The 24,345-nt window shown below is 72.5% G+C and carries 23 protein-coding genes; 7 read left to right on the top strand and 16 right to left on the bottom strand.

The features are described from left to right. Positions 1-31 precede the first annotated feature (31 nt). The 3 genes from ACZ5VD_RS25665 (at position 32) to ACZ5VD_RS25655 (ending at position 3,867) form a co-directional block, all read left to right on the top strand. On the top strand, positions 32-1,120 hold the full coding sequence (locus ACZ5VD_RS25665) for a thiamine ABC transporter substrate-binding protein (protein ID WP_468552412.1): 1,089 nt from the start codon (positions 32-34) through the stop codon (positions 1,118-1,120). Positions 1,121-1,245: 125 nt separating this feature from the next. Then, positions 1,246-2,847 (top strand): ABC transporter permease, encoded by a 1,602-nt coding sequence (locus tag ACZ5VD_RS25660; RefSeq protein ID WP_468552519.1) that lies wholly within the window; start codon positions 1,246-1,248, stop codon positions 2,845-2,847. Continuing rightward, entirely contained in the window at positions 2,848-3,867 is a 1,020-nt protein-coding gene (locus ACZ5VD_RS25655) for an ABC transporter ATP-binding protein (protein ID WP_468683452.1), read from the top strand. 81 nt (positions 3,868-3,948) lie between these two features. Here ACZ5VD_RS25655 and ACZ5VD_RS25650 read toward each other — a convergent pair whose 3' ends face one another. The 7 genes from ACZ5VD_RS25650 to ACZ5VD_RS25620 all read right to left on the bottom strand — a co-directional run bounded on the left by ACZ5VD_RS25650 (position 3,949) and on the right by ACZ5VD_RS25620 (position 10,646). After that, entirely contained in the window at positions 3,949-4,614 is a 666-nt protein-coding gene (locus ACZ5VD_RS25650) for an LAETG motif-containing sortase-dependent surface protein (RefSeq protein ID WP_468552414.1), read from the bottom strand. 180 nt (positions 4,615-4,794) lie between these two features. Then, the gene (locus tag ACZ5VD_RS25645; RefSeq protein WP_468683450.1) at positions 4,795-5,916 is read right to left on the bottom strand and encodes an LOG family protein; all 1,122 of its coding nucleotides are present in this window, start codon (positions 5,914-5,916) and stop codon (positions 4,795-4,797) included. A 34-nt stretch (positions 5,917-5,950) separates the two neighbouring features. Then, entirely contained in the window at positions 5,951-6,367 is a 417-nt protein-coding gene (locus ACZ5VD_RS25640) for a VOC family protein (RefSeq protein WP_468683449.1), read from the bottom strand. Positions 6,368-6,462: 95 nt separating this feature from the next. Next, complete coding sequence (locus ACZ5VD_RS25635) at positions 6,463-7,848, bottom strand: hypothetical protein (protein ID WP_468683448.1); 1,386 nt, start codon at positions 7,846-7,848, stop codon at positions 6,463-6,465. Then, positions 7,830-8,570: an ABC transporter ATP-binding protein gene (locus ACZ5VD_RS25630; RefSeq protein ID WP_468552418.1), complete on the bottom strand. Its 741-nt coding sequence runs from the start codon at positions 8,568-8,570 to the stop codon at positions 7,830-7,832. Before ACZ5VD_RS25630 ends, ACZ5VD_RS25635 begins: the two co-directional genes overlap by 19 nt. Positions 8,571-8,760: 190 nt before the next feature. After that, entirely contained in the window at positions 8,761-10,143 is a 1,383-nt protein-coding gene (locus ACZ5VD_RS25625; RefSeq protein WP_468552419.1) for an aspartate aminotransferase family protein, read from the bottom strand. Further along, a complete protein-coding gene (locus tag ACZ5VD_RS25620; RefSeq protein ID WP_468683446.1) occupies positions 10,128-10,646 on the bottom strand; it encodes an Lrp/AsnC family transcriptional regulator in 519 nt (172 codons plus the stop codon). The genes ACZ5VD_RS25625 and ACZ5VD_RS25620 overlap by 16 nt, the downstream gene beginning before the upstream one ends. A 169-nt stretch (positions 10,647-10,815) precedes the next feature. Between ACZ5VD_RS25620 and ACZ5VD_RS25615 the strand changes: the two genes are divergently transcribed. Beyond that, complete coding sequence (locus ACZ5VD_RS25615) at positions 10,816-12,255, top strand: gamma-aminobutyraldehyde dehydrogenase (RefSeq protein WP_468683444.1); 1,440 nt, start codon at positions 10,816-10,818, stop codon at positions 12,253-12,255. 256 nt (positions 12,256-12,511) lie between these two features. On the opposite strand, the gene ACZ5VD_RS25610 is transcribed toward ACZ5VD_RS25615, so the two are convergent. From ACZ5VD_RS25610 to ACZ5VD_RS25570, 9 genes are all read right to left on the bottom strand, one after another. Then, positions 12,512-13,045: a GNAT family N-acetyltransferase gene (locus ACZ5VD_RS25610; protein ID WP_468552422.1), complete on the bottom strand. Its 534-nt coding sequence runs from the start codon at positions 13,043-13,045 to the stop codon at positions 12,512-12,514. Positions 13,046-13,413: 368 nt separating this feature from the next. Further along, complete coding sequence (locus ACZ5VD_RS25605; RefSeq protein WP_468683442.1) at positions 13,414-14,880, bottom strand: NADase-type glycan-binding domain-containing protein; 1,467 nt, start codon at positions 14,878-14,880, stop codon at positions 13,414-13,416. Next, entirely contained in the window at positions 14,877-15,443 is a 567-nt protein-coding gene (locus ACZ5VD_RS25600; RefSeq protein WP_468552424.1) for a phage tail protein, read from the bottom strand. The genes ACZ5VD_RS25605 and ACZ5VD_RS25600 overlap by 4 nt, the downstream gene beginning before the upstream one ends. 52 nt (positions 15,444-15,495) lie before the next feature. Continuing rightward, positions 15,496-17,457, bottom strand: coding sequence for a putative baseplate assembly protein (locus ACZ5VD_RS25595; RefSeq protein WP_468552425.1), 1,962 nt, complete (start codon positions 17,455-17,457; stop codon positions 15,496-15,498). Next, entirely contained in the window at positions 17,457-17,903 is a 447-nt protein-coding gene (locus ACZ5VD_RS25590; RefSeq protein ID WP_468552426.1) for a GPW/gp25 family protein, read from the bottom strand. The genes ACZ5VD_RS25595 and ACZ5VD_RS25590 overlap by 1 nt, the downstream gene beginning before the upstream one ends. 70 nt (positions 17,904-17,973) lie before the next feature. Next, entirely contained in the window at positions 17,974-19,875 is a 1,902-nt protein-coding gene (locus ACZ5VD_RS25585; protein ID WP_468552427.1) for a VgrG-related protein, read from the bottom strand. After that, entirely contained in the window at positions 19,875-20,597 is a 723-nt protein-coding gene (locus ACZ5VD_RS25580) for a CIS tube protein (RefSeq protein ID WP_468552428.1), read from the bottom strand. The genes ACZ5VD_RS25585 and ACZ5VD_RS25580 overlap by 1 nt, the downstream gene beginning before the upstream one ends. Positions 20,598-20,613: 16 nt before the next feature. Continuing rightward, the gene (locus ACZ5VD_RS25575; RefSeq protein ID WP_468552429.1) at positions 20,614-21,036 is read right to left on the bottom strand and encodes a phage tail protein; all 423 of its coding nucleotides are present in this window, start codon (positions 21,034-21,036) and stop codon (positions 20,614-20,616) included. Positions 21,037-21,118: 82 nt separating this feature from the next. After that, the gene (locus ACZ5VD_RS25570) at positions 21,119-21,691 is read right to left on the bottom strand and encodes a hypothetical protein (RefSeq protein WP_468683441.1); all 573 of its coding nucleotides are present in this window, start codon (positions 21,689-21,691) and stop codon (positions 21,119-21,121) included. A gap of 283 nt (positions 21,692-21,974) precedes the next feature. Here ACZ5VD_RS25570 and ACZ5VD_RS25565 point away from each other — a divergent pair, with 283 nt between their 5' ends. From ACZ5VD_RS25565 to ACZ5VD_RS25555, 3 genes are all read left to right on the top strand, one after another. Beyond that, positions 21,975-22,457: a hypothetical protein gene (locus tag ACZ5VD_RS25565; protein ID WP_468683439.1), complete on the top strand. Its 483-nt coding sequence runs from the start codon at positions 21,975-21,977 to the stop codon at positions 22,455-22,457. 291 nt (positions 22,458-22,748) lie between these two features. Next, on the top strand, positions 22,749-22,913 hold the full coding sequence (locus tag ACZ5VD_RS25560; protein ID WP_468552432.1) for a hypothetical protein: 165 nt from the start codon (positions 22,749-22,751) through the stop codon (positions 22,911-22,913). 609 nt (positions 22,914-23,522) lie between these two features. Continuing rightward, positions 23,523-23,921 carry a hypothetical protein gene (locus tag ACZ5VD_RS25555; RefSeq protein WP_468683438.1) on the top strand — a complete coding sequence of 133 codons (399 nt, stop codon included), beginning with the start codon at positions 23,523-23,525 and terminating at the stop codon, positions 23,919-23,921. The last annotated feature ends 424 nt before the right edge of the window (positions 23,922-24,345 follow it).

Raw genomic sequence — 24,345 nt, 5'->3', positions numbered from 1 at the left:
TCTCTTCCTGGTCACCCCCAGGAGGAATCCAGTGAGCATCACCCACAAGGCCACGGCGCTGGTCGTCGGCCTCGGCCTGGTCACGCTGCCCGTGCTGACCGCGTGTGGATCGTCCGACAGCGGGAGCGGTGGAGGTGACTCCAAGACCGTCACCCTCGTCAGCCATGACTCGTGGGCCGTCTCGAAGAACGTCCTCGCGGACTTCGAGAAGCGGTCCGGATACAAGGTCCGGGTCCTCAAGGACGGCGACGCCGGGCAGGCCGTCAACAAGGCGATCCTGACCAAGGACAACCCGCAGGGCGACGTCTTCTTCGGCGTCGACAACACCCTGCTGTCCCGGGCGCTCGACAACGGGCTCTTCCAGTCGTACGAGGCCAAGGGCTCCGACCGGGTCACGGCGTCCTACCGGGCCGACCAGGGCAAACACCGGGTCACGCCCGTCGACACCGGTGACATCTGCGTCAACTACGACAAGGCGTACTTCAGCGAGCACAAGCTGACCCCGCCGGACTCCTTCGACGACCTGGCGGAGCCCGCGTACAAGAACCTCCTCGTCACCGAGAACGCCTCCACCTCCTCGCCGGGGCTCGGCTTCCTGCTCGGGACGGCCGCGAAGTACGGCGATGGTGGCTGGTCGGACTACTGGAAGAAGCTCAAGGCCAACGGTGTGAAGGTCGTCGACGGCTGGGAGCAGGCCTACAACGAGGAGTTCTCCGGCTCGGCCGGCGGTAAGAAGGCGGGGGGCGACCGGCCGCTCGTCGTCTCCTACGCCTCCTCGCCGCCCGCCGAGGTGATCTACGCCGACCCGAAGCCGACGACCGCGCCCACCGGGGTCGCGACGGGCACCTGCTTCCGGCAGGTCGAGTACGCGGGTCTGCTGAGCGACGCGAAGAACACCGCGGGCGGCAAGGCGCTCCTCGACTTCCTGCTCACCGCGGAGTTCCAGGAGGACATGCCGCTGAACATGTTCGTCTACCCGGTCCGGGAGGGCGCGCGGGTGCCGGCCGAGTTCATGAAGTACGGGCCGCAGGCGAAGGCCCCGGAGACCCTGGACCCGGCCGCGATCGCCGAACACCGTGACGAGTGGGTCAAGTCGTGGACGTCACTCGTACTGAAGTAGCCCCGCGCAAGGGCTCCAAGGACTCCAAGGACTCCAAGGACTCCAAGGACTCCGAGAGTTCCAAGGGCTCTGGGAGCTCCAGGGGCTCTGTGGGCAGAGGGAGCGTGGCGGCACGGCTCGGGCTGATGGCCGTGCCCGTCGCGTTCTTCGCCGTCTTCTTCGCCTACCCCGTCGCCGCGATCGTCGCCCGTGGCCTGAAGACCGAGGGGACCTGGCACCTCGGGCGGATCGTGGACGTGCTCGGACAGTCCGACGTCCGGCACGTGCTGTGGTTCACCGCCTGGCAGGCACTCGCCTCGACCGCGCTCACCCTGCTGGTCGCGCTGCCCGGCGCGTATGTCTTCGCCCGCTTCGACTTCCCCGGCAAGCAGGTCCTGCGGGCCGTCGTCACGGTCCCCTTCGTGCTGCCGACGGTCGTCGTCGGCACGGCGTTCCTGGCGCTCGTCGGGCGCGGCGGGCTCCTCGACGAGCTGTGGGGTCTGCGGCTCGACACGACCGTGTGGGCGATCCTGCTGGCGCACGTCTTCTTCAACTACGCGGTGGTCGTACGGACCGTCGGCGGGCTCTGGTCCCAGCTCGATCCGCGGCAGGAGGAGGCCGCGCGGATGCTGGGCGCGTCCCGGATGCGGGCCTGGCGCCAGGTGACCCTGCCCGCGCTGGCGCCCGCCGTGGCCGCCGCCGCCCTCATGGTGTTCCTCTTCACCTTCACCTCGTTCGGTGTGGTGCAGATCCTCGGCGGGCCGACCTTCGCCACCCTCGAAGTGGAGATCTACCGGCAGACCTCCGAGATCTTCGACCTGTCCACGGCCGCCGTGCTGACACTGATCCAGTTCGGCGCGGTGGGCGCGATCCTCGCCCTGCACGCGTGGACCGTACGGCGGCGGGAGAGTGCCCTGCGGCTGGTGGACGCGTCCGTGACCGCGCGCCGGCCGCGCGGGGCCGGGCAGTGGGCGCTGCTCGCCGGCGTGCTCGCCTCCGTCGCCGTCCTGCTGGTGCTGCCGCTGGCCGTGCTGGTGCAACGATCGCTGGACGCACCGGACTTCGCCTACTACCGGGCGCTGGCCGGCGCGGACGGCGGGATCTTCCTGGTGCCGCCGATCGAGGCGGTCGGCAACTCGCTCCGGTACGCCGTGGTGGCCACGGCCATCGCCGTGCTGGTCGGCGGTCTGGCCGCGGCGGCGCTCACCCGGCGGGACGCGGGCCGGTTCGTGCGCGGGTTCGACGCGCTGCTGATGCTGCCGCTCGGGGTGTCCGCGGTGACCGTCGGGTTCGGGTTCCTGATCGCGCTGGACGAGCCGCCGCTGGATCTGAGGTCCTCGTGGATCCTGGTGCCGCTCGCGCAGGCCCTGGTCGGGGTCCCCTTCGTCGTAAGGACCATGCTGCCCGTGCTGCGGGCGGTGGACGCACGGCTGCGGGAGGCGGCGGCCGTGCTCGGGGCCTCGCCGTGGAAGGTGTGGCGGGAGGTGGACCTGCCGATGGTGCGGCGGGCGCTGCTGATCGCGGCGGGCTTCGCCTTCGCGGTCTCCCTCGGGGAGTTCGGGGCGACGGTGTTCATCGCCCGGCCCGACAACCCGACCCTGCCGGTCGCGGTGGCCCGGCTGCTCGGGCGGGCCGGGGAGCTCAACTACGGCCAGGCAATGGCCCTTTCGACGATTCTGATGATCGTGTGCGCGGTGGCGCTGCTCCTCCTTGAGCGGCTGCGGACCGACCGGACCGGGGAGTTCTAGATGCTGCTGAGCCTTGAGAACGCGACCGTACGGTTCGGCGGGCGGGCCGTCCTGGACGGGGTGGACCTCGGTGTCGCCGAGCACGAGGTCGTCTGCGTGCTCGGTCCCAGCGGCAGCGGCAAGTCGACGCTGCTGCGGGCGGTGGCCGGGCTCCAGCACCTGGACGAAGGACGGGTGCTGCTCGCCGGGCGGGACCAGTCGGGGGTGCCCGCGCACCGGCGTGGGGTCGGGCTGATGTTCCAGGACCACCAGCTGTTCCCGCAGCGGGACGTGGGCGGGAACGTGGCGTTCGGCCTGCGGATGCACGGGGCGTCCCGCGCTCGACAGGACGAGCGGGTACGGGAGTTGCTCGACCTGGTCGGGCTGCCGGGGGCGGGGCGGCGGGCCGTCGCCTCGCTCTCCGGCGGTGAGCAGCAGCGGGTGGCGCTGGCCCGGGCCCTTGCGCCCCGGCCGAGTCTGCTGATGCTGGACGAGCCGCTCGGCCAGCTCGACCGCTCGCTGCGGGAGCGGCTGGTCGTCGAACTGCGGGAGCTGTTCGGCCGGTTGGGCACCACCGTGCTCGCCGTGACCCATGACCAGGGTGAGGCCTTCGCGCTCGCCGACCGGGTCGTGGTGATGCGGGACGGACGGATCGCCCAGTCCGGCACGCCCCTTGAGGTGTGGCAGCGGCCCGTGGACGAGTTCGTGGCCCGCTTCCTCGGCTTCGAGAACGTGGTCGAGGGCACGGTCGCCGGGGAGGTCGCGGACACCCCCTGGGGCAAGTTGCCGGTGGCCGGCGGGGCCGCCCAGGGGGTGCGCTCCCTGCTGGTGCGGCCCGCGGGCGTGCGGCTCGTGGGCGCCGACGAGGGGCTGCGCTGTGCGGTGGCCGCGCGGACGTTCAAGGGCACCCATGTCGCCGTACACCTGCAACCCGAGGAGGACGCGCCGCGGCTGGAGGCGGCCTGTGCGCTGCGGGTGGCGCCGGAGGTCGGGGACGTGGTCGGCGTGGAGTTCGCCGCGGCCGAGATCGTCGTCCTCTGACCCGTCTCTGACCCGTGACACAGCGGTGGCCCGGCCCCTGTGTCGTACGAGGGGACGGGCCACCGCTGTGTGCGGGAGGCGTCAGCGGTTGCTGCTCGCCCCACGGCGGCGCATACCGAAGAACACGGCACCGCCACCGATCGCGACCAGGGCGGCCGCGATCCCGGCGATGACACCGGTGTTGGAGTTGGCGCCGGTCTCGGCGAGGTTGGACTCACCGGCCGCGGGCGACGGAGCGCTGCTCACGGGGGTGTCCGCGGGAGCGGTGCTGCCGCTCTCCGAGGGCGAGGGGGTCGGGCTGTCGGACTCCTCCGCCGGGGTCGACGCGGAGTCGGACGGCGTCGGCGTGGGCGACGGCGTCGGGGTGGAGGTGTCCTCGGTCTTGCAGGCCGTGGACGGGGTGGTGAGGTTGGGCTTGATGTCCTCGTCCACGTAGGGCTTGGCCTTCACGTGGATGCGGTACTCGGCGTTCGGCAGCCAGTCCTCTTCGAAGGTGATGGTGGTGCCCTTACGCGAGCCCTTCACCACCTGCTCGCCGACCTTCTTGACGTCGGCGCCGTTGTTCTCGAGGAACACCGTGACGGTGGCCTCGATACCGGCGGCGTCCACGTCGGTGACGTTGATGACGCCCTTCGTGCCGTCGCACTTGGCTTCGGCGGAGAACTCGTTGATGTTGCAGGCGAGCGCACTGCCGGACGCGCTGAGCGCGATCGCGGCAGAGGCGGTGGCAACACCGAGGATGCGCACGGAACGTGCGACGGTACGGCGAGTTATGGACACTTTTGTCCTTTACGAGTCGCGCAACTGCGGGGGGTTGGCGGGATGTTGATGGGACACCATCATCCCCAGGCGTCTCACAGGTCTATAAGCGCTGCATAAGAAGTGTCAACGCATATGCAGGTTACAAGCGTTCCCTTTGCCGTCTTATTAACCACTGAGACGTTTCAGGGCCCCGGGAGCGTCCTCGATTCGGTCAACCAGGGCGATTCGGGCCTCCATCGCCCGCTCCCGAGCGAGCGCCTGGAGCAGCGGCCACGTGGGCAGCCGTTCCGTCCAGTGCGCACGGTCCACCAGGACCATCGGCGTGGGCTCGCCCCGCGACTCGTAGTAGTTCGGCGTCGCGTTGTCGAAGATCTCCTGTACGGTCCCGGCGGCGCCCGGCAGGAACACCACCCCCGCGGTGGAGCGGGCCAGCAGGCCGTCCTCGCGGGTCGCGTTGGCGAAGTACTTGGCGATGTGCGAGGCGAAGGCGTTCGGCGGCTCGTGCCCGTAGAACCAGGTCGGGATGCCCACGGAGGCGCCGCCCTTCGGCCATCGGGCACGCACCTCGAAGGCGGCCGTCGCCCACGCGGTGATCGAGGGCGTGAACTTCGGTGCCCCGGCGAGCAGTCGCAGCGACTCGGTCAGCATCGCGTCGTCGAACGGGGCGGCGTAGGCGCCGAGGTTCGCCGCCTCCATCGCGCCCGGGCCGCCGCCGGTGGCGACCGTGAAGCCGGCGCGGGCCAGCTCCCGGCCGAGCCGCGCGGCACCGGTGTAGGCCTCCGTGCCGCGGGCCATCGCGTGACCGCCCATCACGCCCACCACGCGTGTCCCGCGCAGGAGTTCGTCGAGGGCGTCCGAGACGGCGTCGTCGTGCACCGAGCGCAGCATCGAGGCGAAGATGTCGCCGTCGGCCTTGGTCTGCTGGAACCAGGCGTACGCGCGGGCGTCCGGAGTCGTCTCGTAGCCGTCCGCCAGGGACGCGAACAGTTCGTCGGGGGAGTAGGCCACGCCCCGGTACGGGTCGAAGGGCAGGTCGGGGACGGGCGGGAAGACCATCGCGCCGTCCGCGCGCACCTTGGCCGTCGCGTCCTGGCGCATGGGGCAGCCCAGGAATATCGCGCCGGCCGTGTCCGTGCCGAGCAACTCCCGCGTACGGTCGGTCAGATCGACGGCTTGGATCCGGAACCCGGCGAGCGTCGCACGGGCCGAGACGGTGGCGTCGAACTCCTCCAGGCTCTCGATCTCACGGTCGTTGTGGTGGGCCGCATGGGCGGGCATCGTCTGCACCCGCCCATGCTAGGGGCCCCGGCCACGGCGCGGATCAGCCCCCGACGGCCGCCGGGTCCATCCAGATGACCTCCCAGGTGTGGCCGTCGAGGTCGTCGAAGGAGCGGCCGTACATGAAGCCGTGGTCCTGGGTCTCGCCGGCCGGGGAGCCGCCCGCGGCGAGGGCCTTCTCGACCAGCTCGTCGACCTTCTCGCGGCTCTCGGCGCTCAGGGCGATCAGCACCTGGCTGGTCTTCGAGGCGTCGGCGATCTCCTTCTTGGTGAAGGTCGCGTAGAACGGCTTGGTCAGCAGCATGGCGACGATGGTGTCGCTGATCACCACGGAGGCCGCGTTCGCGTCGCTGAACTGCGCGTTGAGCGAGTACCCCAGGTCCGTGAAGAACTTCTTCGAGGCGTCGAGGTCGTTCACGGGCAGGTTCACGAAGATCATCTGCTGGTAGGTCGCGGTCATCGGTCTCTCCCATCGGGTTATGTCGTGTTCGGTGAGATAGACGCCGGGCCCGGGCGGAACTCATCGGCCGACGGAGATTTTTTTCGAACGGATCCTCAGCGGGCCAGCGGCAGCGCCGCCAGCTCCGCGACGACCAGGGTGAGCGGGCCGAACAGGGCCAGCAGGGCGCCGGCCCGCAGCGCGGCGGCGCTGCGCAGCATCGTGGCGGGGGCGCCGAGCCGCAGCAGCGCGGCCGTGGTGTCGGCCCGGGCGTGCTTGGCCTCCACGGCGGCGGTGAGGAGCGTCGCCACGGTGCAGCCCGTCACCAGGAGCAGTCCGAGGGTGCTCAGCGGCCCGAAGGACGGGTCCGCCGCGTCGTACAGCGCGGCCATGGCGTACGCGCCGGAGGCGACCGCGCAGACGACGCCGAGGGGGCGGCCGATGCGGGAGGACTCCGTCATCAGGACACGTCCGGCGAGGAGCCGCAGGGCGCCCGGCCGGGCGGTCTGCAGGAGACGGCCGCAGAGGTGGGTCAGGCCGGGCCCGGCGAGGGCGAGACCGGCGGCGGTGAGGAGCCAGCCGACCAGGACGGAGGGGGCGCCGCCGAGCCCGCCCGGCAGGGGAGCGTCCGAACTGGTTCCGGAGCGGCTGGCGTACGCCTCCACCGCGAGGCCCGCGGCGAGGACGGCGACGCCCCAGGGGAGACCGCGGGGGGCCTCCCGAGGAGGCGGGGGAAGAGCGCCGGGGTCCAGGTCGGGGGTGGCGGCGTCCGGGGCGGTGGACGCGGCGGGCACGGGTACGAGGGCCGTGCGGGCGGGCTCCGCGGGTTCGCCCGCACGGCCGGTCGCCGGCCGGGCCGGCCCGCTGCCCGCAGCGCGCAGGCGGGCGCCGAACCTGCCGTACGCCCCGAAGGTCTCCCGTGCCGCCGACGTGCCGTAGGCGCCGAAACGGCCGTACGCGTGCGTGCCGGCGCGTGCCGAGGCCGGCCTGTCGTCCCGGGGCCGCAGGACCAGGCCGACCGCCGCCGACGCGATCACCGGTGTCAGGGCCAGCAGGGTGAGGGCGGCCGGGAGGGGGAGGAAGTCCTCCGCCGCCAGGAACTCCGCCGCCGCGCCGTCGAAGGGCATGCCCGTCAGGTCGCCGCGCAGGTGCAGGAAGAACAGCAGGGCGAGCATCGAGCCCAGGGTGCAGGACAGCGCCGTGGTCGTCGCGGAGATCGCCATCAGGCGGGCCGGGCCCAGGCCGATGGCGGAGAGACCGGGACGGGGCCTGGTGGCCGGGTCGGTGCGGGCCACCGCGACCGCGAAGTGGACCGTGGCGGCGAGCGGCGTCGCGCACCAGGCCAGCCGGAGCGCGGCGGCGGCCGGGTCGTCCGGGTGGCTCATCGCGTAGCCGAGGGTGCACAGCAGGAGGAAGCCGGTGCCCGCCGAGGCCGCCGCCACCAGCAGACGCCGGAGCTGGACGGCCGGGTGGGCGCCGCGGGTCAGACGGAGAGCGAGCACGTGGCCCGGCCTTCCGTCTCGACGACCGGCGGCAGGTGCACGGTGTTCACACGCCGTCCGTCCAGCAGTGACACCGTGCGGTCGGCGAGGGCAGCGGTGTCCGCGTCGTGGGTGGCGAGGACGACCGTGATGCCGTGCGAGCGGGCCGCCGTGGTGAGCGTGCGCAGGACGTGCGCGCGGTCCGCCCGGTGCAGCGGGGCCGTCGGCTCGTCGGCGAACAGGACCGTCGGGGCGGGGGCCAGGGCCCGGGCGATGCAGACGCGCTGGCGTTCGGACTGGCGCAGTTCGTGCGGGCGTTTGCGGGTGCTGTCGCCGATGTCGAGGCGCTCCAGCCACTCCAGGGCGGCGGTCTTGGCGCGACGGCGGCTGGTGCCGCGCAGCATCAGGGGGAGGGCCGCGTTCTCCCAGACGTTCAGCTCGGGGACGAGCACCGGGGCCGGGTCGATCCAGCCGAAACGGTCGCGGCGCAGGCGCTCGCGGGTCATCGGGCCCATGGTGTGCACGGGGGCGCTGTTGAACCAGACCTCGCCGCGCTGCACGGGGACCAGACCGGACAGGCACCGCAGCAGGGTCGTCTTGCCGCTGCCGCGCGGGCCGCCGACGGCGAGGATCTCGCCCTCACGGACGCCGAGCGAGACACCGGCGAGTCCGGGGGAGCCGTCGCGGTGGGTGAAGTGCAGGGCGCGTGCCCAGAGCACGTCGTTGTCGGGCGGGGCCTCCATGGGCGTACACCTCGTTCTGGTCCGTTGTGCCTTGCAATCCCCCGTGCGGGGGAACGAAAGCAGGGCCGATCGGTTACCAGGCACGCTAGGGATCCCGGGCGTGCACCCCGGACAGCACGCGGCCCGGGGTGCGCCCTTCTCACTCGTACGGGCGCACCCCGGGCCGTATAAACAGCTGAACCGCCGGAGGCTACAACTTGGTCCACGCCTCCGTGAGCGTCGCGCGCAGGATCTGCTCGATCTCGTCGAACGTCCCCTGGTCGGAGATCAGTGGCGGGGCCAGCTGGACGACCGGGTCGCCGCGGTCGTCGGCACGGCAGTACAGGCCGTTGTCGTACAGGGCCTTGGAGAGGAAGCCGTACAGGACGCGCTCGGTCTCCTCGTCGTCGAACGACTCCTTCGTCGTCTTGTCCTTCACCAGCTCGATGCCGTAGAAGAAGCCGTTGCCGCGGACGTCGCCGACGATCGGCAGGTCGTGCAGCTTCTCCAGCGTCGCGCGGAAGGCGCCCTCGTTGTCGAGCACGTGCTGGTTGAGGTTCTCGCGCTCGAACAGGTCGAGGTTGGCGAGGGCCACGGCGGCGGAGACCGGGTGGCCGCCGAAGGTGTAGCCGTGCAGGAAGGTGTTGTCGCCGCGGTAGAACGGCTCGGCCAGGCGGTCGGAGATGACGCAGGCGCCGATCGGGGAGTAGCCCGAGGTCATGCCCTTGGCGCAGGTGATCATGTCCGGCACGTAGTCGAACTTGTCGCAGGCGAACATCGTGCCGAGGCGGCCGAAGGCGCAGATGACCTCGTCGGAGACGAGCAGGACGTCGTGGCGGTCGCAGATCTCGCGGACCCGCTGGAAATAGCCGGGCGGGGGCGGGAAGCAGCCGCCCGCGTTCTGGACCGGCTCCAGGAAGACCGCGGCCACCGTGTCCGCGCCCTCGAAGAGGATCTCCTGCTCGATCTGGTCGGCGGCCCAGCGGCCGTAGGCCTCCGGGTCGTCGCCGAACAGCGGCGCGCGGTAGATGTTGGTGTTCGGGACCTTGTGCGCGCCCGGGACGAGCGGCTCGAAGGGGGCCTTCAGGGCCGGCAGGCCGGTGATGGACAGGGCGCCCTGCGGGGTGCCGTGGTAGGCGACCGCGCGGGAGATGACCTTGTACTTGGTGGGCTTGCCGGTCAGCTTGAAGTACTGCTTGGCGAGCTTCCAGGCGGTCTCGACCGCCTCGCCGCCGCCGGTGGTGAAGAAGACCTTGTTCAGGTCGCCCGGCGCGTGGTGGGCGAGCCGCTCGGCCAGTTCCACGGCCTTGGGGTGGGCGTAGGACCACACCGGGAAGAACGCCAGCTCCTGGGCCTGCTTGAAGGCGGCCTCGGCGAGCTCGACGCGGCCGTGACCGGCCTGGACCACGAACAGACCCGCGAGACCGTCGAGGTAGCGCTTGCCCTTGTCGTCGTAGATGTAGGTGCCCTCACCCCGGACGATGGTCGGGACGGGGGAGTTCTCGTACGAGGACATGCGGGTGAAGTGCATCCACAGGTGGTCGTACGCGGTCTGGCTGAGGTCCTTGGTGCTCACGGCTATCGGGTTCCCCACATGTAGGTCTGCTTCTTCAGCTTGAGGTAGACGAAGCTCTCGGTGGAGCGCACTCCGGGGACGGCGCGGATGCGCCGGTTGATGACGTCCAGCAGGTGGTCGTCGTCCTCGCAGACGACCTCCACCATCAGGTCGAAGGAGCCCGCGGTCATCACCACGTACTCGCACTCGGACATGGAGGTCACCGCGTCGGCGACGGCCTCCACATCACCTTCCACGTGAATGCCGATCATCGCCTGCCGGCGGAAGCCCACGGTGAGCGGATCGGTGACGGCGACGATCTGCATCACCCCCTGGTCGAGCAGCTTCTGCACGCGCTGGCGCACGGCCGCCTCGGAGAGACCGACCGCCTTGCCGATGGCGGCGTACGGCCGGCGGCCGTCCTCCTGGAGCTGCTCGATGATGGCGAGGGAGACGGCATCCGGAGGGGGGGTGCTGCCGTTCCTGGACTCGCGGGAGTCCCTGGGGTCTGCGCTTCGACTGGCCACGACGTCACTGTGCACGACGTCTCGACACCTTCGCAAGGTCAGGGCGATGAAATTCGTTGTCTGGATGGCAGAGAACTGCGGATTTCGCAGCAATGGCGCGATCGGGGGTGTTGAAAACGTGGACCCGCCGATTAGGGTGGGTGTCTCAGTGAGTGGACAGTTCAACCTTGACAGGAGGCCGGCAGTGAGCACCGAGCTGCGTCGTCTGCGCAACTACATCAATGGTGAGTTCCGGGACGCCGCCGACGGACGGACCACCGAGGTGGTCAACCCCGCGAAGGGCGAGGCGTACGCGACCGCGCCGCTGTCCGGACAGGCCGACGTGGACGCCGCCATGGCGGCGGCCGCCGCCGCCTTCCCCGCCTGGCGCGACACGACCCCCGCCGAGCGGCAGCGGGCCCTCCTGAAGATCGCGGACGCGTTCGAGGACCGGGCCGAGGAGCTCATCGCGGCCGAGGTGGAGAACACGGGCAAGCCGATCGGGCTGACCCGCTCCGAGGAGATCCCGCCGATGGTCGACCAGATCCGCTTCTTCGCGGGCGCGGCCCGGATGCTGGAGGGGCGCTCGGCCGGCGAGTACATGGAGGGGCTGACCTCGATCGTCCGGCGCGAGCCGGTCGGCGTCTGCGCCCAGGTCGCGCCGTGGAACTACCCGATGATGATGGCCGTGTGGAAGTTCGCCCCGGCCATCGCGGCGGGCAACACGGTGGTGCTGAAGCCGTCGGACACGACCCCCGCCTCGACCGTCCTGATGGCGGAGATCATCGGCGGCATCCTGCCGCAGGGCGTCTTCAACGTCGTCACCGGCGACCGCGACACCGGCCGCCTGATGGTCGAGCACCCGACCCCGGCGATGGCCTCCATCACCGGTTCCGTGCGGGCCGGCATGTCGGTCGCCGAGTCCGCGTCCAAGGACCTCAAGCGGGTCCACCTGGAGCTGGGCGGCAAGGCGCCGGTCGTGGTGTTCGAGGACACCGATATCGCCAAGGCCGTCGAGGACATCTCCGTCGCGGGCTTCTTCAACGCCGGCCAGGACTGTACGGCCGCCACCCGCGTCCTCGTCCAGGAGGGCATCCACGACGAGTTCGTCGCCGCGCTGGCGAAGGCCGCCGCCGAGACGAAGACCGGGCAGCCGGACGACGAGGACGTGCTGTTCGGCCCCCTCAACAACCCGAACCAGCTCAAGCAGGTCTCCGGCTTCGTCGAGCGGCTGCCCGCGCACGCCAAGGTCGAGGCCGGTGGCCACCGGGTCGGCGAGCAGGGCTACTTCTACGCGCCGACCGTGGTGTCCGGTCTGAAGCAGGACGACGAGATCGTCCAGCAGGAGGTGTTCGGGCCGGTCATCACCGTCCAGTCCTTCACCGACGAGGACCAGGCCGTCGAGTGGGCCAACGGCGTCGAGTACGCCCTCGCCTCCTCGGTGTGGACCAAGGACCACGGCCGCGCGATGCGGATGTCCAAGAAGCTCGACTTCGGCTGTGTGTGGATCAACACGCACATCCCGCTGGTCGCGGAGATGCCGCACGGCGGCTTCAAGAAGTCCGGGTACGGCAAGGATCTGTCGGGGTACGGCTTCGAGGACTACACGCGGATCAAGCATGTGATGACGTCGCTGGACGGCTGACCGGATCCGGCACGTGCGCGGCCCCGGACGGGAGTTGACCCGTCCGGGGCCGCGTGCGTGTCCGGGGGCGGGGCCGCGTGCCGGCGGGCGGGGCGACCGCCCGCACCTCGTCCACCAGGTGCCGCGCCGCGTCCTACTTCGGCGCCGGCGCGCTCACGACGTTGAGCTGCTGGGCGTCGGGGCGGCGACCATCGGGCGGAGATCTTCCGGATGGCGGTGCGGAACATGGTCGAGGACGTTCACCGCCGGCTCGGGTTCACGCCTCGAACTCGGTGAGGTCGATGGCGTGCACGTGCAGCGCGTGGCCGTACACCGGGTGGGACGTCTCGCGGTCCGGGGACATGCCTAGTTTGCGCAGGACGTTCTCGGAGGCGTCGTCGCCCATGCGGTGGATGGCGACGACGCGGTCGAGGCCGCGGTCCTGGAGGGCGAACTCCAGGACGGCGTGGGCCGCTTCGGAGGCGTAGCCCTGGCCCCAGAACGGGGAGCCGAGACGCCAGCCGAGGGCCACGGCGGGCAGCACCTCCGGCAGGAACTCCGGTACGGACAGGCCCGCGAAGCCGGCCAGCTCGCCAGAGGCCAGCAGTTCGACGGCGAAGAGGCCGAAGCCCTCCTCGTCCCAGTCCTCCTCCCACCGCTCGACGGCCTCGGCCGTGGCGTCCGGGCCGAGGACCGCGCCGTCGTCGACCCAGTGCATGACCTGGGGGTCCGCGTTGATTTCCGCCAGGGGGGCGAGGTCGTCGTCGTGCCACTGGCGCAGGAGGAGGCGGGGGGTGCGGATCTCGGTCATGGCGCCCATCCTGCCCGACGGGTCCGGCCGGTCCGCGCGCGGAGTACCCGCGGCGACGACGGTCCTCGGAGGGTGGGGTACGGCGTTCCCCGTGGCCCGCGCGGTCGGCGGGCGCACGACAGTGGGGCAGGCGCCACCGGCCCGGCCGGCGTCGTGGCGCTCCGCGGGCCGGGCCGTACGTGGCACTCGGCGACTCCCGCCGGCCCTCCGAGGGGCCCCACGCCTGCCCGGTACCCCGCTGGACGGAGCCGCTGTCGCCCCGACCGGCCGCCGCTGCGACGCGCTCCGACGCGCACGGCGCCCGCGGTCTCGCGGACGCCGTGCCGTGCACCCTCGACGGATCGGGGTGAGTGCCGAGTCCCCCGCGGTTATGTCGCGTTCGCGCTCGACGGGCCGAAGAACTCGATCTCCGCTATCGCCACCTGCTTGGTCGAGGAGATCTGGTGGGCGGACTCGATGGTGAAGCGGACCGCGGTGACCTCGCCGACGCGGAAGGCACGGCGCTGCCAGCCCGCACCCTGGTCGAGGGTGAGCTGACGGGTGATGGTGGTCTTCCCGTCGGCCAGGGTGATGGTCGCCTTGACGCGGTGCGGGAGCGCCGATTCGGAGAGCTGCTCGGCGCGGGTGGAGACGCCCGGCGTGATGACCACGTCCAGCAGCCGGGTCGGCTCGCTGAAGCGGGCCTCGATCCACTGACCCCGCCCGGAGTCGGCCACTCCCGGCCCCCACCAGGTGTTGTTGAGCTTGTCGAAGGCCAGCTGGGGCTTGTGACCCGGGTAGAAGCGGGACGCGCTGACCTTGTCCGGGGCGACCGGGGAACGCTTGGAGAAGTGGTCGCGGGTCGCCTGCACCCCCTTGGGAATGTTGAAGGCCAGCACGACCAGCAGGGCCAGCACGACCGCCACGGTGAGCCAGGTCAGGATGCGGTCGAAGGCGCGGCGCAGCCGGGGACGGTCGCCCGCCCACGGGGTCTCCCGGTAGCCGAAGAGCGCCGTCCGCCGCCACCAGGGCAGGCGCCGGGGCGTGTTCCCGTGCCCGGCCATGGGCATCGCGCACCGGGTGCAGTAGTGCCGGTCGGGGCGGTTGCGGGTGGCACACCACGGGCACGGCGTGCCGCCGTCCGTGCCGAGTTCCTCACCCGGGGCCTGGACGGACTGCGGGCGCTGGACGGCCGGACGGCCGGGCAGGACCGGGGCGACGGAAGGGGTCGGCGCGGGGCGGGGCTCGGGGTCGGAGAGCGGGACGAGGAGCCGTCGGGCCCGGTCGTTCATCCCCTCCGCTTCCGCGTCCGCGGGGGAGGAGGCCGGGGACGCCGTCGTGGCGGGGACCGGCACGGTGGGCGCGGTCTCGTCGACGGGGTGTCCGGGGGCCCCGCCGTCCGGGGCGGAGGAGCGGGTGTCGGGCTCGTCGGGGGCGGGATCCGGTGCCGTCGCGGGGTGATCGACCAGGCGCCGGGGCGCGGGAGCCAGGCCGGCTCCGCCGTCCGCACGGGTGAAGGCGTCCCAGTCCGCGCCGCCGTCACCGGAGGCCGTACCCGACGAAGGCGCCGACGACGCCGCCGACGAAGGAGCCGAGGCGGACGCGGACGCCTCGCCGGCACTCCCCGCACCCGAGCCGGAGCCGCCCGAGCCACTGGAGCCGCCTGTGCCGCCCGACCCGCCGGACGCCCCCGCGCCGCCGCTGGCGACCGAGGCCTCCTCACGTTCCGGTTGGCCCGCCCCCGTCCGGCTCGCCGCGCGGTCCGTCCAGCTCAGGACGGCACCACAGGCGTCGCAGAACGACTGGCCCGGTTCCGCGCGGGTGCCGCATTCGGCGCAGTTCTGGGTGGTCGTCATCTCTCCGGGGTCCTTTCGGCGGGTGTACCGGCGGTCACCTGGACCGTGTACGGCATATGGGCGGGGCGTGCGGCGGCCACGAGGGTGTCCAGGCGGTGGCGGTCCGCCGAGGTCGGCTCGGGCAGCCGCAGGTGTACGTGCAGTCGGGGGCGTGCCTCGCCGGGGAACGGTCCGAGCGGGCGCTCGTTCCACGAGGCGCCCCCGCTCTCGGTGATCTCCGGCTCCACGCCGAACGCGAGCCGGATCGCCTCGACCAGTCCGCGCCGGGTGCCGCGGATGCGGTGCAGGTACGCGGCGGCGGCGACGGCGGCGCGCAGCAGTTCCTCGGGCTCGGTGCCCTCGGTCTCGGCGCCCACCCAACCGCCCAGCCACTGGGCGAAGTCGAGCGGCGCGAGCGAGGGGCGGAAGTAGCTGTCGAGGCAGTCGAGCACGCTGTGGATCGGCGCGACGACCTCGTCGAGCCCGGCGACGAAACGCTGGGCCAGGTCGTCGTCGGCGAACACGGCGGGCAGCATCATGCCGATCGGCGCGGAGGATGCGAGCCCGTCGATCGAGCCTCTCATCCGTGCCTCCCCGTGAGCGGCGCGCAGGCGGTCGTGGTCGGGTCGGGGGCCATCAGGAGCCGTCCCCGATCACCCGGACGCGATGGTCGAAGGAGAACACCAGCGACGGCGGGGACAGGTCGATACGGTCCGTCGCCTCGCCGCGCTTGCCGTTGAGCGGGTCGGCGGGGTGCAGGACCACCTCGTCGACCAGTTCCACCCCCGGCACGCGTTGCAGCACCGCGAACACCTCACCGGCCTGGACGGGCCGCCCGAAGGGCCAGCCCTTGCCGTCCGACCCGCCGGTGAGCGGGTCGAGGTGCCGGTAGAGGGCGTCGTGGGCCTGCCGGCGCACCTTGTCGGTGTCGACGCCCCGGAAGGCGTGCACGGTGGCCACCACCGTGACGCCCTGGTAGTACGGCGGCCCCACGGACAACCGGGTGCCGATCAGGCGGCGTTCGTCCAGATGCCGGGTGATGCGGTCCAACAGGGCGTCGCCGGGGACGAGTTGTTCGAAGCGCAGTCGGCCGCCGGGGTCCGCGACGGCCTGCGGCACCACCAACACCCGTACCGCGTACGCCCCGTGCTCGCCCTCCTCGCCCTCCAGGCAGGTGATGCGCGCGGTCTCGGGTGCGGCCCGCCGGGCCAGCTCCTCGTAGTCGCGCAGGGTCACCGCCCGCTCCTGGGCGCGCAGCGTGATCGGCGCCCTGACCTTCGCCTCGGCCACCGTCTCGCCCTCCACCCCGCCCCGTGCGGCCTCACGGTTGACGACCTCGGAGACGTACGGGATGGAGGTGCGCAGGATCTGGACGGCGCCGCGCGCCACGTTGCCCGCGCGGCCACCGCCGGTGCGGTAGCGGCGGGCGCGGATCGGCGAGCCCTTGGGGGCGACCATGCCGTACTGGCGCAGCGAGCCGTCGGGTTCGCGCACGGCGGGCCCGAAGGCGACCTCGCCGGTCGTCGCGTCGAGGGTGACATGCCGGTCGTAGGGTCCCGAGGCGGCGAAGTTCGGCACGACCCGCCAGTCCGTCCACCCGTCGTGCTCGGCGGTCTGCAGCAGCAGCGGCGGGTCGTCGCCGACCACCGGCGCGTGCGCCAGCCGCAGCCGCTGGCCCGGCAGACCGGTCGACTCGCCGATGGCCTCGTCGTACACCGTCTCGGCGTTGACGACCGCGGTGGTCCCGCCGATCGTGAAGGCCTCGACGGAGCGGACGGTCGGCGAGGTGGTGTAGAAGGGCTGGCCGGGAAGGGGCTCGGTGACCCGGCAGCGCAGCCAGCCGGCCTCCTGCCCGGCGTTGCGGGACAGCACGTGTCCGCCGGGGACGTGCAGCACGATGTCGCCGGGCCGGTTGAGGCCGCCGGTGCCGTCCCGGTCGACCTCGCAGAGCTGCCAGCCGTCCGCGGTCCACGCCTCCCACACCAGCGGCGGCTGCCGCGGGTCCACGCCGACGCCGTCCACCCGGCTGTCCAGGTCCAGGGCCAGGGCACAGTGCGGTACGGCCGCGGTCAGGCCGAACATCATGCAGTCGCCGGGGTCGGGGGACTCGCTGAAGCACAGCACGTCCTTGTCGTCCTCGGCGAGGTCCGGCGTCCTGTCGGCGGCCGGCTCACCCGCGTGCTGCACCAGCAGATGCCGCAACTCGCAGGGCACGAGGGACAGTTCGCGCTCGGTGGCGAAGACGACGGCCTCCTCGCTCTCCGTGCGCAGGGTCGCGACCTCGGTGCCGACCGGCACCGGCACGGTCTCCTCCTGCGGGGCCGCGAGCCAGAACGTCACGTCGGTGCGGGCGGCGGACGGCGGGAACAGCGTGATCCCCACCAGGTCCAGGAACGCCAGATGGTTCTTCTCCGGCACCCGGTTGAGCCGGTACACGATCTGGTCGGCCATGTGGGCGACCGTCTCGACGAGCGTGACGCCGGGGTCGGACACGTTGTGGTCGGTCCACTCCGGGGCGCGCTGCTGGATGTAGCGCTTGGCGTCGTCGACGAACTGCTGGAAGCGCCGGTCGTCGAGGTTGGGGGAGGGCAGAGCCATCAGCGGTCGCTTTCGGGAGCTGTCCCGGACGGGCCGGCGGGGCCGTCCGGATCGTCGTGGGAGGGGATGACGTAGAACGGGAAGACGAGGCTGCGCGGGTTGTTGGCGCCGCGGATCGAGTAGCGGACGTCGATGAACAGGACGCTCTGGTCGTCGCCCGTGCTGACCTCGACGTCCTCGACCACGATGCGTGGCTCCCAGCGGTCCAGGCTGACGTACACCTCGTGCTGGATACGGCCCGCGGTCTGCTCGTTGACCGGCGCGAACACCAGGTCGTGGATCGCGCAGCCGAAGTCCGGCCGCATCGGACGCTCGCCCGGCGCGGTCGACAGGACCAGCCGGATCGCCTCCTCGATCTCCCGCTCCCCGCTGACCAGCGCGATACCGCCGGTCGGCCCGATGCGCAGCGGGAACGACCAGCCGGATCCGACGAACTGCTCGGCCATCAGGGGGCCACCTGCCTTCTCCTTCTGCTGACGAACCCGGCGGGGCCCGTGGAACGATGCGGCCCTCCGGTCATGCCGGGAGCGGGTACTTGACGTTGTTGACGAACACGAAACCGTTCAGCCCGATCCTGGCGCTCGTGACGTTCGTGGTGGCGGAGTTGATCGCCACGATCCCCGAGGCGCTGAGCGACGCGGCGCCGGCTGCCTTCATGTTCAGCGCACCGGCCGCGTCCAGGGAGAGCACGCCCCCGATGGACCGGACGTTGACCATCCCGGTGCCCCGGATGTTGACGGTGCCGCCGCTCTTGATGGTCACGTTGCGCCGGGCGCTGAGCGTGAGGTCGGTGCCGGCCTCGACCGACACCGAACGGCTGCCCTTGATCGTGACCGAGCCCTTGCTGTCCACGACGATCTCGGTCTTCGTCCGGTCCAGGAAGACCGTCAGCTGCTTGTCACCCGAGATCAGCCGCACGCCCTGCTTGCGGGCCGCGGTCTTCTGACTGAGCAGGTCCATCCGGTTGCCGTCCCGGTCGGAGACGGTGTGCCGGCTGGCCTTCTTGCGCACGGTGTCGTGCAGCGGCACGTCACCGACGACGGTCGGCTTGTCCCGGCCGTTGTAGAGCCCGCCGATCACGAACGGATGGTCCAGGGCACCCCGGTCGAAGGCGACCAGCACCTCGTCGTTGACGTCCAGCGGGAAGATCCCGCCGCCGCCGAGGCCGCCCATCTGCACGGTCCGCGTCCAGTCGCTGACGTAGGCGTCGTCCAGCCACGGGAACTGCAACCGGACCCGTCCCTGCTTCAGCGGGTCGTTCACGTCGGTGACCAGCGCGTTGGCCACGCTCGGCAGCCGGGGCGAGGTGTCCGCGCCGCCCGAGGCGAGCCCGTACAGCGAACGCCACTGCCGTCCGCTGACCGTCACCCACGCCTCGTAGTGCTTGCCGTCGCCGAAGACGTGCCGTACCGACGTGACCGTGTACTTCCCCTCGAAGGGCTTGCCGACGTCCGCGAGCGCCACCGGAACCCCCGGGCGCAGCTTGGGGTTTCCGCGGGCGACGACCTCCAGTTCGGCGAACGAGGACGTGACGTCGTCGGCGAGGGCGTCGGCCGCGAACTTCACCTCGGTCTGCTTGTCGTACGGCGTGCCCGTCTCGACCAGCTTGGCCGCCTTGAACTTGCCGGCCGCCGCGCCCGGCGTGGTGCCGATGCTGATACCCGGGTTGGAGATCCCCGGCGAGGTCGCGGTGATCTTCTTCTTCGTCGTGACGTCCCAGCCCCGCGACTCGACCTTGGCGACCTGGTCGGCGGCGGTGACGGCGGACCGCAGCCGCAGGATGTCGTGTCCGGCCTGGAGGACGAACGGGCTCTTGTCGCCGTCGGTGTTCGGCGAGGGCGCCCCCGACGACGGCTTCGGCTTGACGAACTGGAACTTCCCGTCGGCGTCGACCGACATGACCATCTCGTTCTCGTCGGCGAGCCGCGCGATGAAGTCCCAGTCGGTGACGTTGGACTGGCTGATGAAGTCGTACACCGTCTTCGTCGACTGGATCCGGCCGATCGGCACGCCGTCCTGCGCGGCCAGCTTGCGCGCGATGTCCGACGCGCTCTGGTTGCGGTAGGCGGCCACCCGGCGCTGGCGCAGCAGCCGGTGCCCGAAGTCGTAGCCGCGGATGACGGTGAACGTGCCGGTTCCGTCGTAGTCCGCCTCCAGGCCGGTGACCTCGCCCGTCAGCAGCGGATCGGCGGAGCCCTGGCCGTCGGTCACCGGCGCCAGGATCACCTCGGTGCCGAAGGTGACGCCCAGCTTGTCGAGGATGAGCCGGTACGGGTCCCGGAAGGTGAGCCGGAACGCGGCCGGCACGCCGACACCCTGGTCGACCCAGCTCTCCGTGAGCGCCCGGGCGTACTCGGACGGCAGCTTGGCGCCCCCGAGCTTCACGTCGATGACATTGGAGAACGCGTACTTGGGCATCAGGAACGCACATCCTCGGTGGCGGGCAGGATCAGCTCGACGCCGGTCGGCAGCCGCGCCGGGTCGTCGATGCCGTTGGCCTCGGCGATCGAACGCCAGGCGCCGGCGTTGCCGTACTCCCGCCAGGCCAGCGACTGCAGCGAGTCGCCCGCCACCACCCGGTGCACCCGCTGCGCGGTGAGCGCGCCGGACGTCGGGTTCTGACCCTTGGTCTTGCTCGGGATCTCGTGCAACTGGAGCCGACAGGTGGCCCGGATGGGCACACCGGTCGTCCCGAACAGCCCGTAGTTGGCCTCCACGGAACTGACGTACGCCGTGAACCGGGCCGTCGAGAACGACCCCCACTGGAAGACGACCCACGGCGGCGACGGCTGCTTGGCCGCGATGCTCTTGGTCGTCACCTCGCAGCAGTCGAGCAGCGACTCGACCTTCTTCAGCACGGTGTTGCTGGTCGGCTTGTCGGAGGAGTCCAGGAAGATCTCCACGCTCATCTCGCGCGGCTCCGAACCCATGAACTCCGGCAGCGAACCGTCCCGTTCGATCTGCGCGGGAGTGGCCTTCCACTGGGCCCGGCGGGTCAGCGACAGCTGCGCCGGGTTGAAGTCGAAGGCGAACGTCTTGATGATGCCGCCCGGGGTGGTGCTCCCGCCGACCGGCGGTTCGTGGATCGCGAGCGTGGCCCGTACGAGGCTCTTGCCGGCGCCCTTGCTGCCCTTCGCCATGTCTCCCGGTCCCCCTTCAGTCCGTGAATCCGTGGTGGGCGATCTCCAGGACCTCGGTCGCGACGGCCGGGTTCGCGGGGTTGAGAGTGGGCCCCGTCCAGCTCACCGGCAGCACCTCGATCAGCCCCCAGCGGGCCACCTCCGACCCGTCCGCGCGCAGCGCCGAGATCTGCGCGGTGGGCCGCTTGATGCCGGTCTGCACGGACGAGATCCACTTGGCGACCTTCGTGGTGTCCGGGGTCAGTGGCCGGGTCAGCCGGATCGTGGAGAACGTGACACGGGTGGGGAGTTGCCAGACGAAGCCGTTGTTGCCGCCCTCCTGGCGGTGCTCGACCTCCACCTGGGACGACAGGCCCTCGCATCCGTTGAAGTAGCCGAGGCTCTCGCCGTCGATGCTGAGGGTGAACCAGATGGTGGAGCCCGGGTCCTGGCGGGACATCGAGGGTGGGCCTTTCTGTTCTGTCGTCCTGGTCGGAGGGCGGAGGCGGGACGGGCGGCGGTGGGTGGCGGATGGTGGTCGGTCAGTTGCGGGGATCGCGGAGCTTGCCGATCCGTTCGCGGTCCAGGCGCAGTTCGGTCCGGATCAGCCGGGTGATCCGGCCGATGATCCGGTGCACCAGCTCGTCGAGCTGGAAGTCGGTGAGCTCCCGCGGATCGAACCCGCCCGCGGGCACCGCCTCGTACTCGGGCGGCGGCGTTTCGTGCGCGGTGTGTGCGTACGAGGGCGGCGCCTGCGCGGAAGCCGCGTAGGAGGGCGGGGCCTCGGAGGTCGGGCTGTACGCCGGCGGAGGGGCCTCGTGGCGGGTGGCCGTCAGCGGTGTGCCGATCGTGTCGGCGACGGTTGCCGCGGCGGCGGCCGCGAGGGCTCCGGTCGCCGAGGACCTGACGGGGGGCTTGGCCGACTTGGCCGACTTCTTGCTCCTCGGCCACAGACGCTGCACGACGGGCTGCGCCGGGAGGCCGGGACTCGCGGACGCGGGGCGCACCGTGAGGGGGGCCACGGGGAGCGGAGCGCGGGTGCCCGCGGAGGTGCCGGGAGCGGTCGGAGCGCCGGGAGGGGTCGAGGTGCCGCGAGCGGCGGGCGCCGCGGGCATCGCCGGAAGCGCCGGAGTCGGGGAGGAGAGAGAGGCCGGCCTGCGCAGGGGGACGGGCCTGATGGTGGGTGCTGCCGCGCGTTGCACGGTGGAGGTCGTGGCCGTGGCGGCGGTGGTCGGCGCGGTAGGCGTGACGGGGGCGGTGAAGGGGTGCGGCGCGGGCGTCGGCGGAAGGGACGGACCGGGCGGCGACGGAAACGTGGGAGGGGGTGCCGCAGCGGCGAGGGGGCCGGGGACCGGGGACGGTGTGTGCGCTCGTGTCACCGGGGCGCCGAGAAGGGGCATGGCGTCGGTCGGGGGCGCGGTCAGCGGGGCGCCGATGGGAGAGCGGCGCGCGGGTGGGGTGGGAGCGGTGCGGGCGGTGGCCGCGGCGCGCTGGATGGTGGGCGCGGACGACGGAGCGGGGGGTGCCGACGCGGGTAGCGCGGGTGAACTCGCGCCGGGGAGAGGGGAGTCGGGGGTGGGGCCGGGTACCGCGGACTCGGCTTCGGGGCCGGAGAAGGGCGCGGAGAGGGGGGCGCTCGGACCTGGTGAAGGGCTCGCCGGGGTGACGGGACGCGACGAGACCGGGGCGCCGAGGCCGATACGGGGCGTCCGGCGGGCGGTGCTTCGCTGGACGGGGGACGCGGGAGATGCGGGGGTGGCCGCGCGGGCCGGCCCGGTGGTCTGGGGACCGGAGTCGGTCGTGGACGCGGATGCGCCTGAACTGGTGCTGCGCTGGACGGAGTTGCCCGTCGCGGCGGAGGAGCCGCCCGGACCGGTCTGACGGGCGGGACCGGCGTCGGCCACGGGGTGCGGTGCCGGTGTCGGTGTGCTGCCGGAGCCCGCGTCCGCGCCCGCGTCAGCCGGTGTCTGCGGCACGGACGTCTCTGCCGTCGCCTGTTCCTGCGCCCGCGCCTTCGCCGTCGGTGAGCCAGGCGCGGCGGCCGACCGCTGTACGGGGGCGACCGCGGGGCGCGGACCGGGGCTCTGCGGGCTCTGCGGGTGATGGTCCGGAGAGACGACGGGGACAGCGGGCGGGGTCGGTGATGCGGCGGCGCGGGCATCGGAACGGCTCGTGGCGCGCTGTACGTCGCTCGTCGACGGCGTGGGCACGCCTGCGGCCGACTCCGGGGTGGCCCGGGTGGGCTGCGAGGGCGTCGGCGTGGGCGCGGAGCCGGAGGTCGTGCCGTCCGGCCGGGCGGGCTGCCGCGTCGGAGCGGGGGCGCTGGAGTGGTCCTGAGCGGGAGGCGTCGGCGTGGGGCTGCCGGACGATGTCGTACCGCCGCCCTCGGCCGGTGCCGGACGCGGCTGCCCGGATGCGGTCGCCGCCCGGCGCTGGACGGCGGGGCCGGCTTCGCGGGAGCCGCCTACCGGCCCGCGTGAGGCCGGGGAAGGGGCCGGAGACGGAGTCGGGGAAGGAGTCGACGGCGAGGGCGTGGAGGTGGGGGCCGGGGTGGGGCCGTCGGCCGGGTGCGGGTGGCCGGGATCGGGCTGCCGTGGGCCGGCCGCGGTGGCGCGGGGCGTCCGCGTCTCGCGTGGCGGAGCGGGTGCGGCCTCCGGCGCCCGCTGCACGGCGGCGGTCGCGGCCGTGGGCCCGTTGGTTCCGGGGGCGCCGGGCGTCGGATCTGCCGTATGGGCCACGCCCGTTGGGGCCGTTGCACCTGGTGTGGGCGCCGGGCTGGACGGGTTGGGGCCTGCGGTCTTCGGTGCGTCCGCGCGACGAGGAGCCGCCGCGGCACGCTGGACAGGAGCAGGAGCAGGAGCCGGGTTTCCGGCGGTGGGTGTCGGTCGCTCGCTCGTGGGTGCGGCTCCGGCGGGGTGAACGTTCGCTGGGCCGCTCTCCGTTGAGGTGCTGTCGCCCGGGTTCTCCGACGCCTTCGTCCGGGCCGGCGCGGCGGCCGGTGCCGTGCCCGTGGGCGCGGAGGGCTGTCGTACGGCGGGCAGGGTCCGGCGCTGCACCACGGTTGCCGTGGGCTGTGCCTTCGTCAGGGACCGCCGGGGCGGCGACGGGTGGGTCGGCACGGGGGTCACCCGGCGACCGGAGACGGGTCGTGCCGCGGCAGCCGGAGCCGGAGCCGGAGCCGAGGAGGCTGTGGGCGAGGGCGTCGCGTCCGCCGAGGACACCGAGCCGGTGGAGTCCGCCCGCTGGACCGGCGGCGGAGTGTCCGTACGAGCCGTCACCGCACTGGAAGCGGCCGTCGCGGTCGCCGGATCCGAGGCCGCCGGGGGCGTCTGCGCCACCCGCTGAACCGGCTGGCCGGGGACCGCCGGGGAAGCCCCGGCGGACCGCGCACCCGAAACGTTCCGCGCGAGCGTCGGGACGACCGCGGGCCCGACCGGGACCGCGGGCCTGACCGGAGCCGCCGACCTCACAGGAACCGCCGACACGACCGGTACCGCGGGCACTCCAGGCACTCCGGATCCACCCCGCGCGGGGGCGGCCCCACTTGTGGTCGGACCCGGACCGGCCGCGCCAACCGTGCCCGCCGTCCCCGGTGTTGCCGGTGTTGCCGGTGCTCCCGGAACTCCTGGCGTCCGCGGCGGAATCGCCCGCAGCGGTACCGCCGGAGCCCGCTGCACCTGCGGCGGGAGTCCGGGGCCGCCGGGCATGGCCAACGGCAAGGTGCCCGTGGGGCGTTCGAGACCCGTCACCGGTCGGCCGGTGGCCGCGC

The sequence above is a fragment of the Streptomyces sp. NPDC032822 genome (assembly GCF_055578825.1).
The sequence above is the reverse complement of the archived record's forward strand: the minus strand, read 5'-3'. Positions and strand labels throughout refer to the sequence as shown.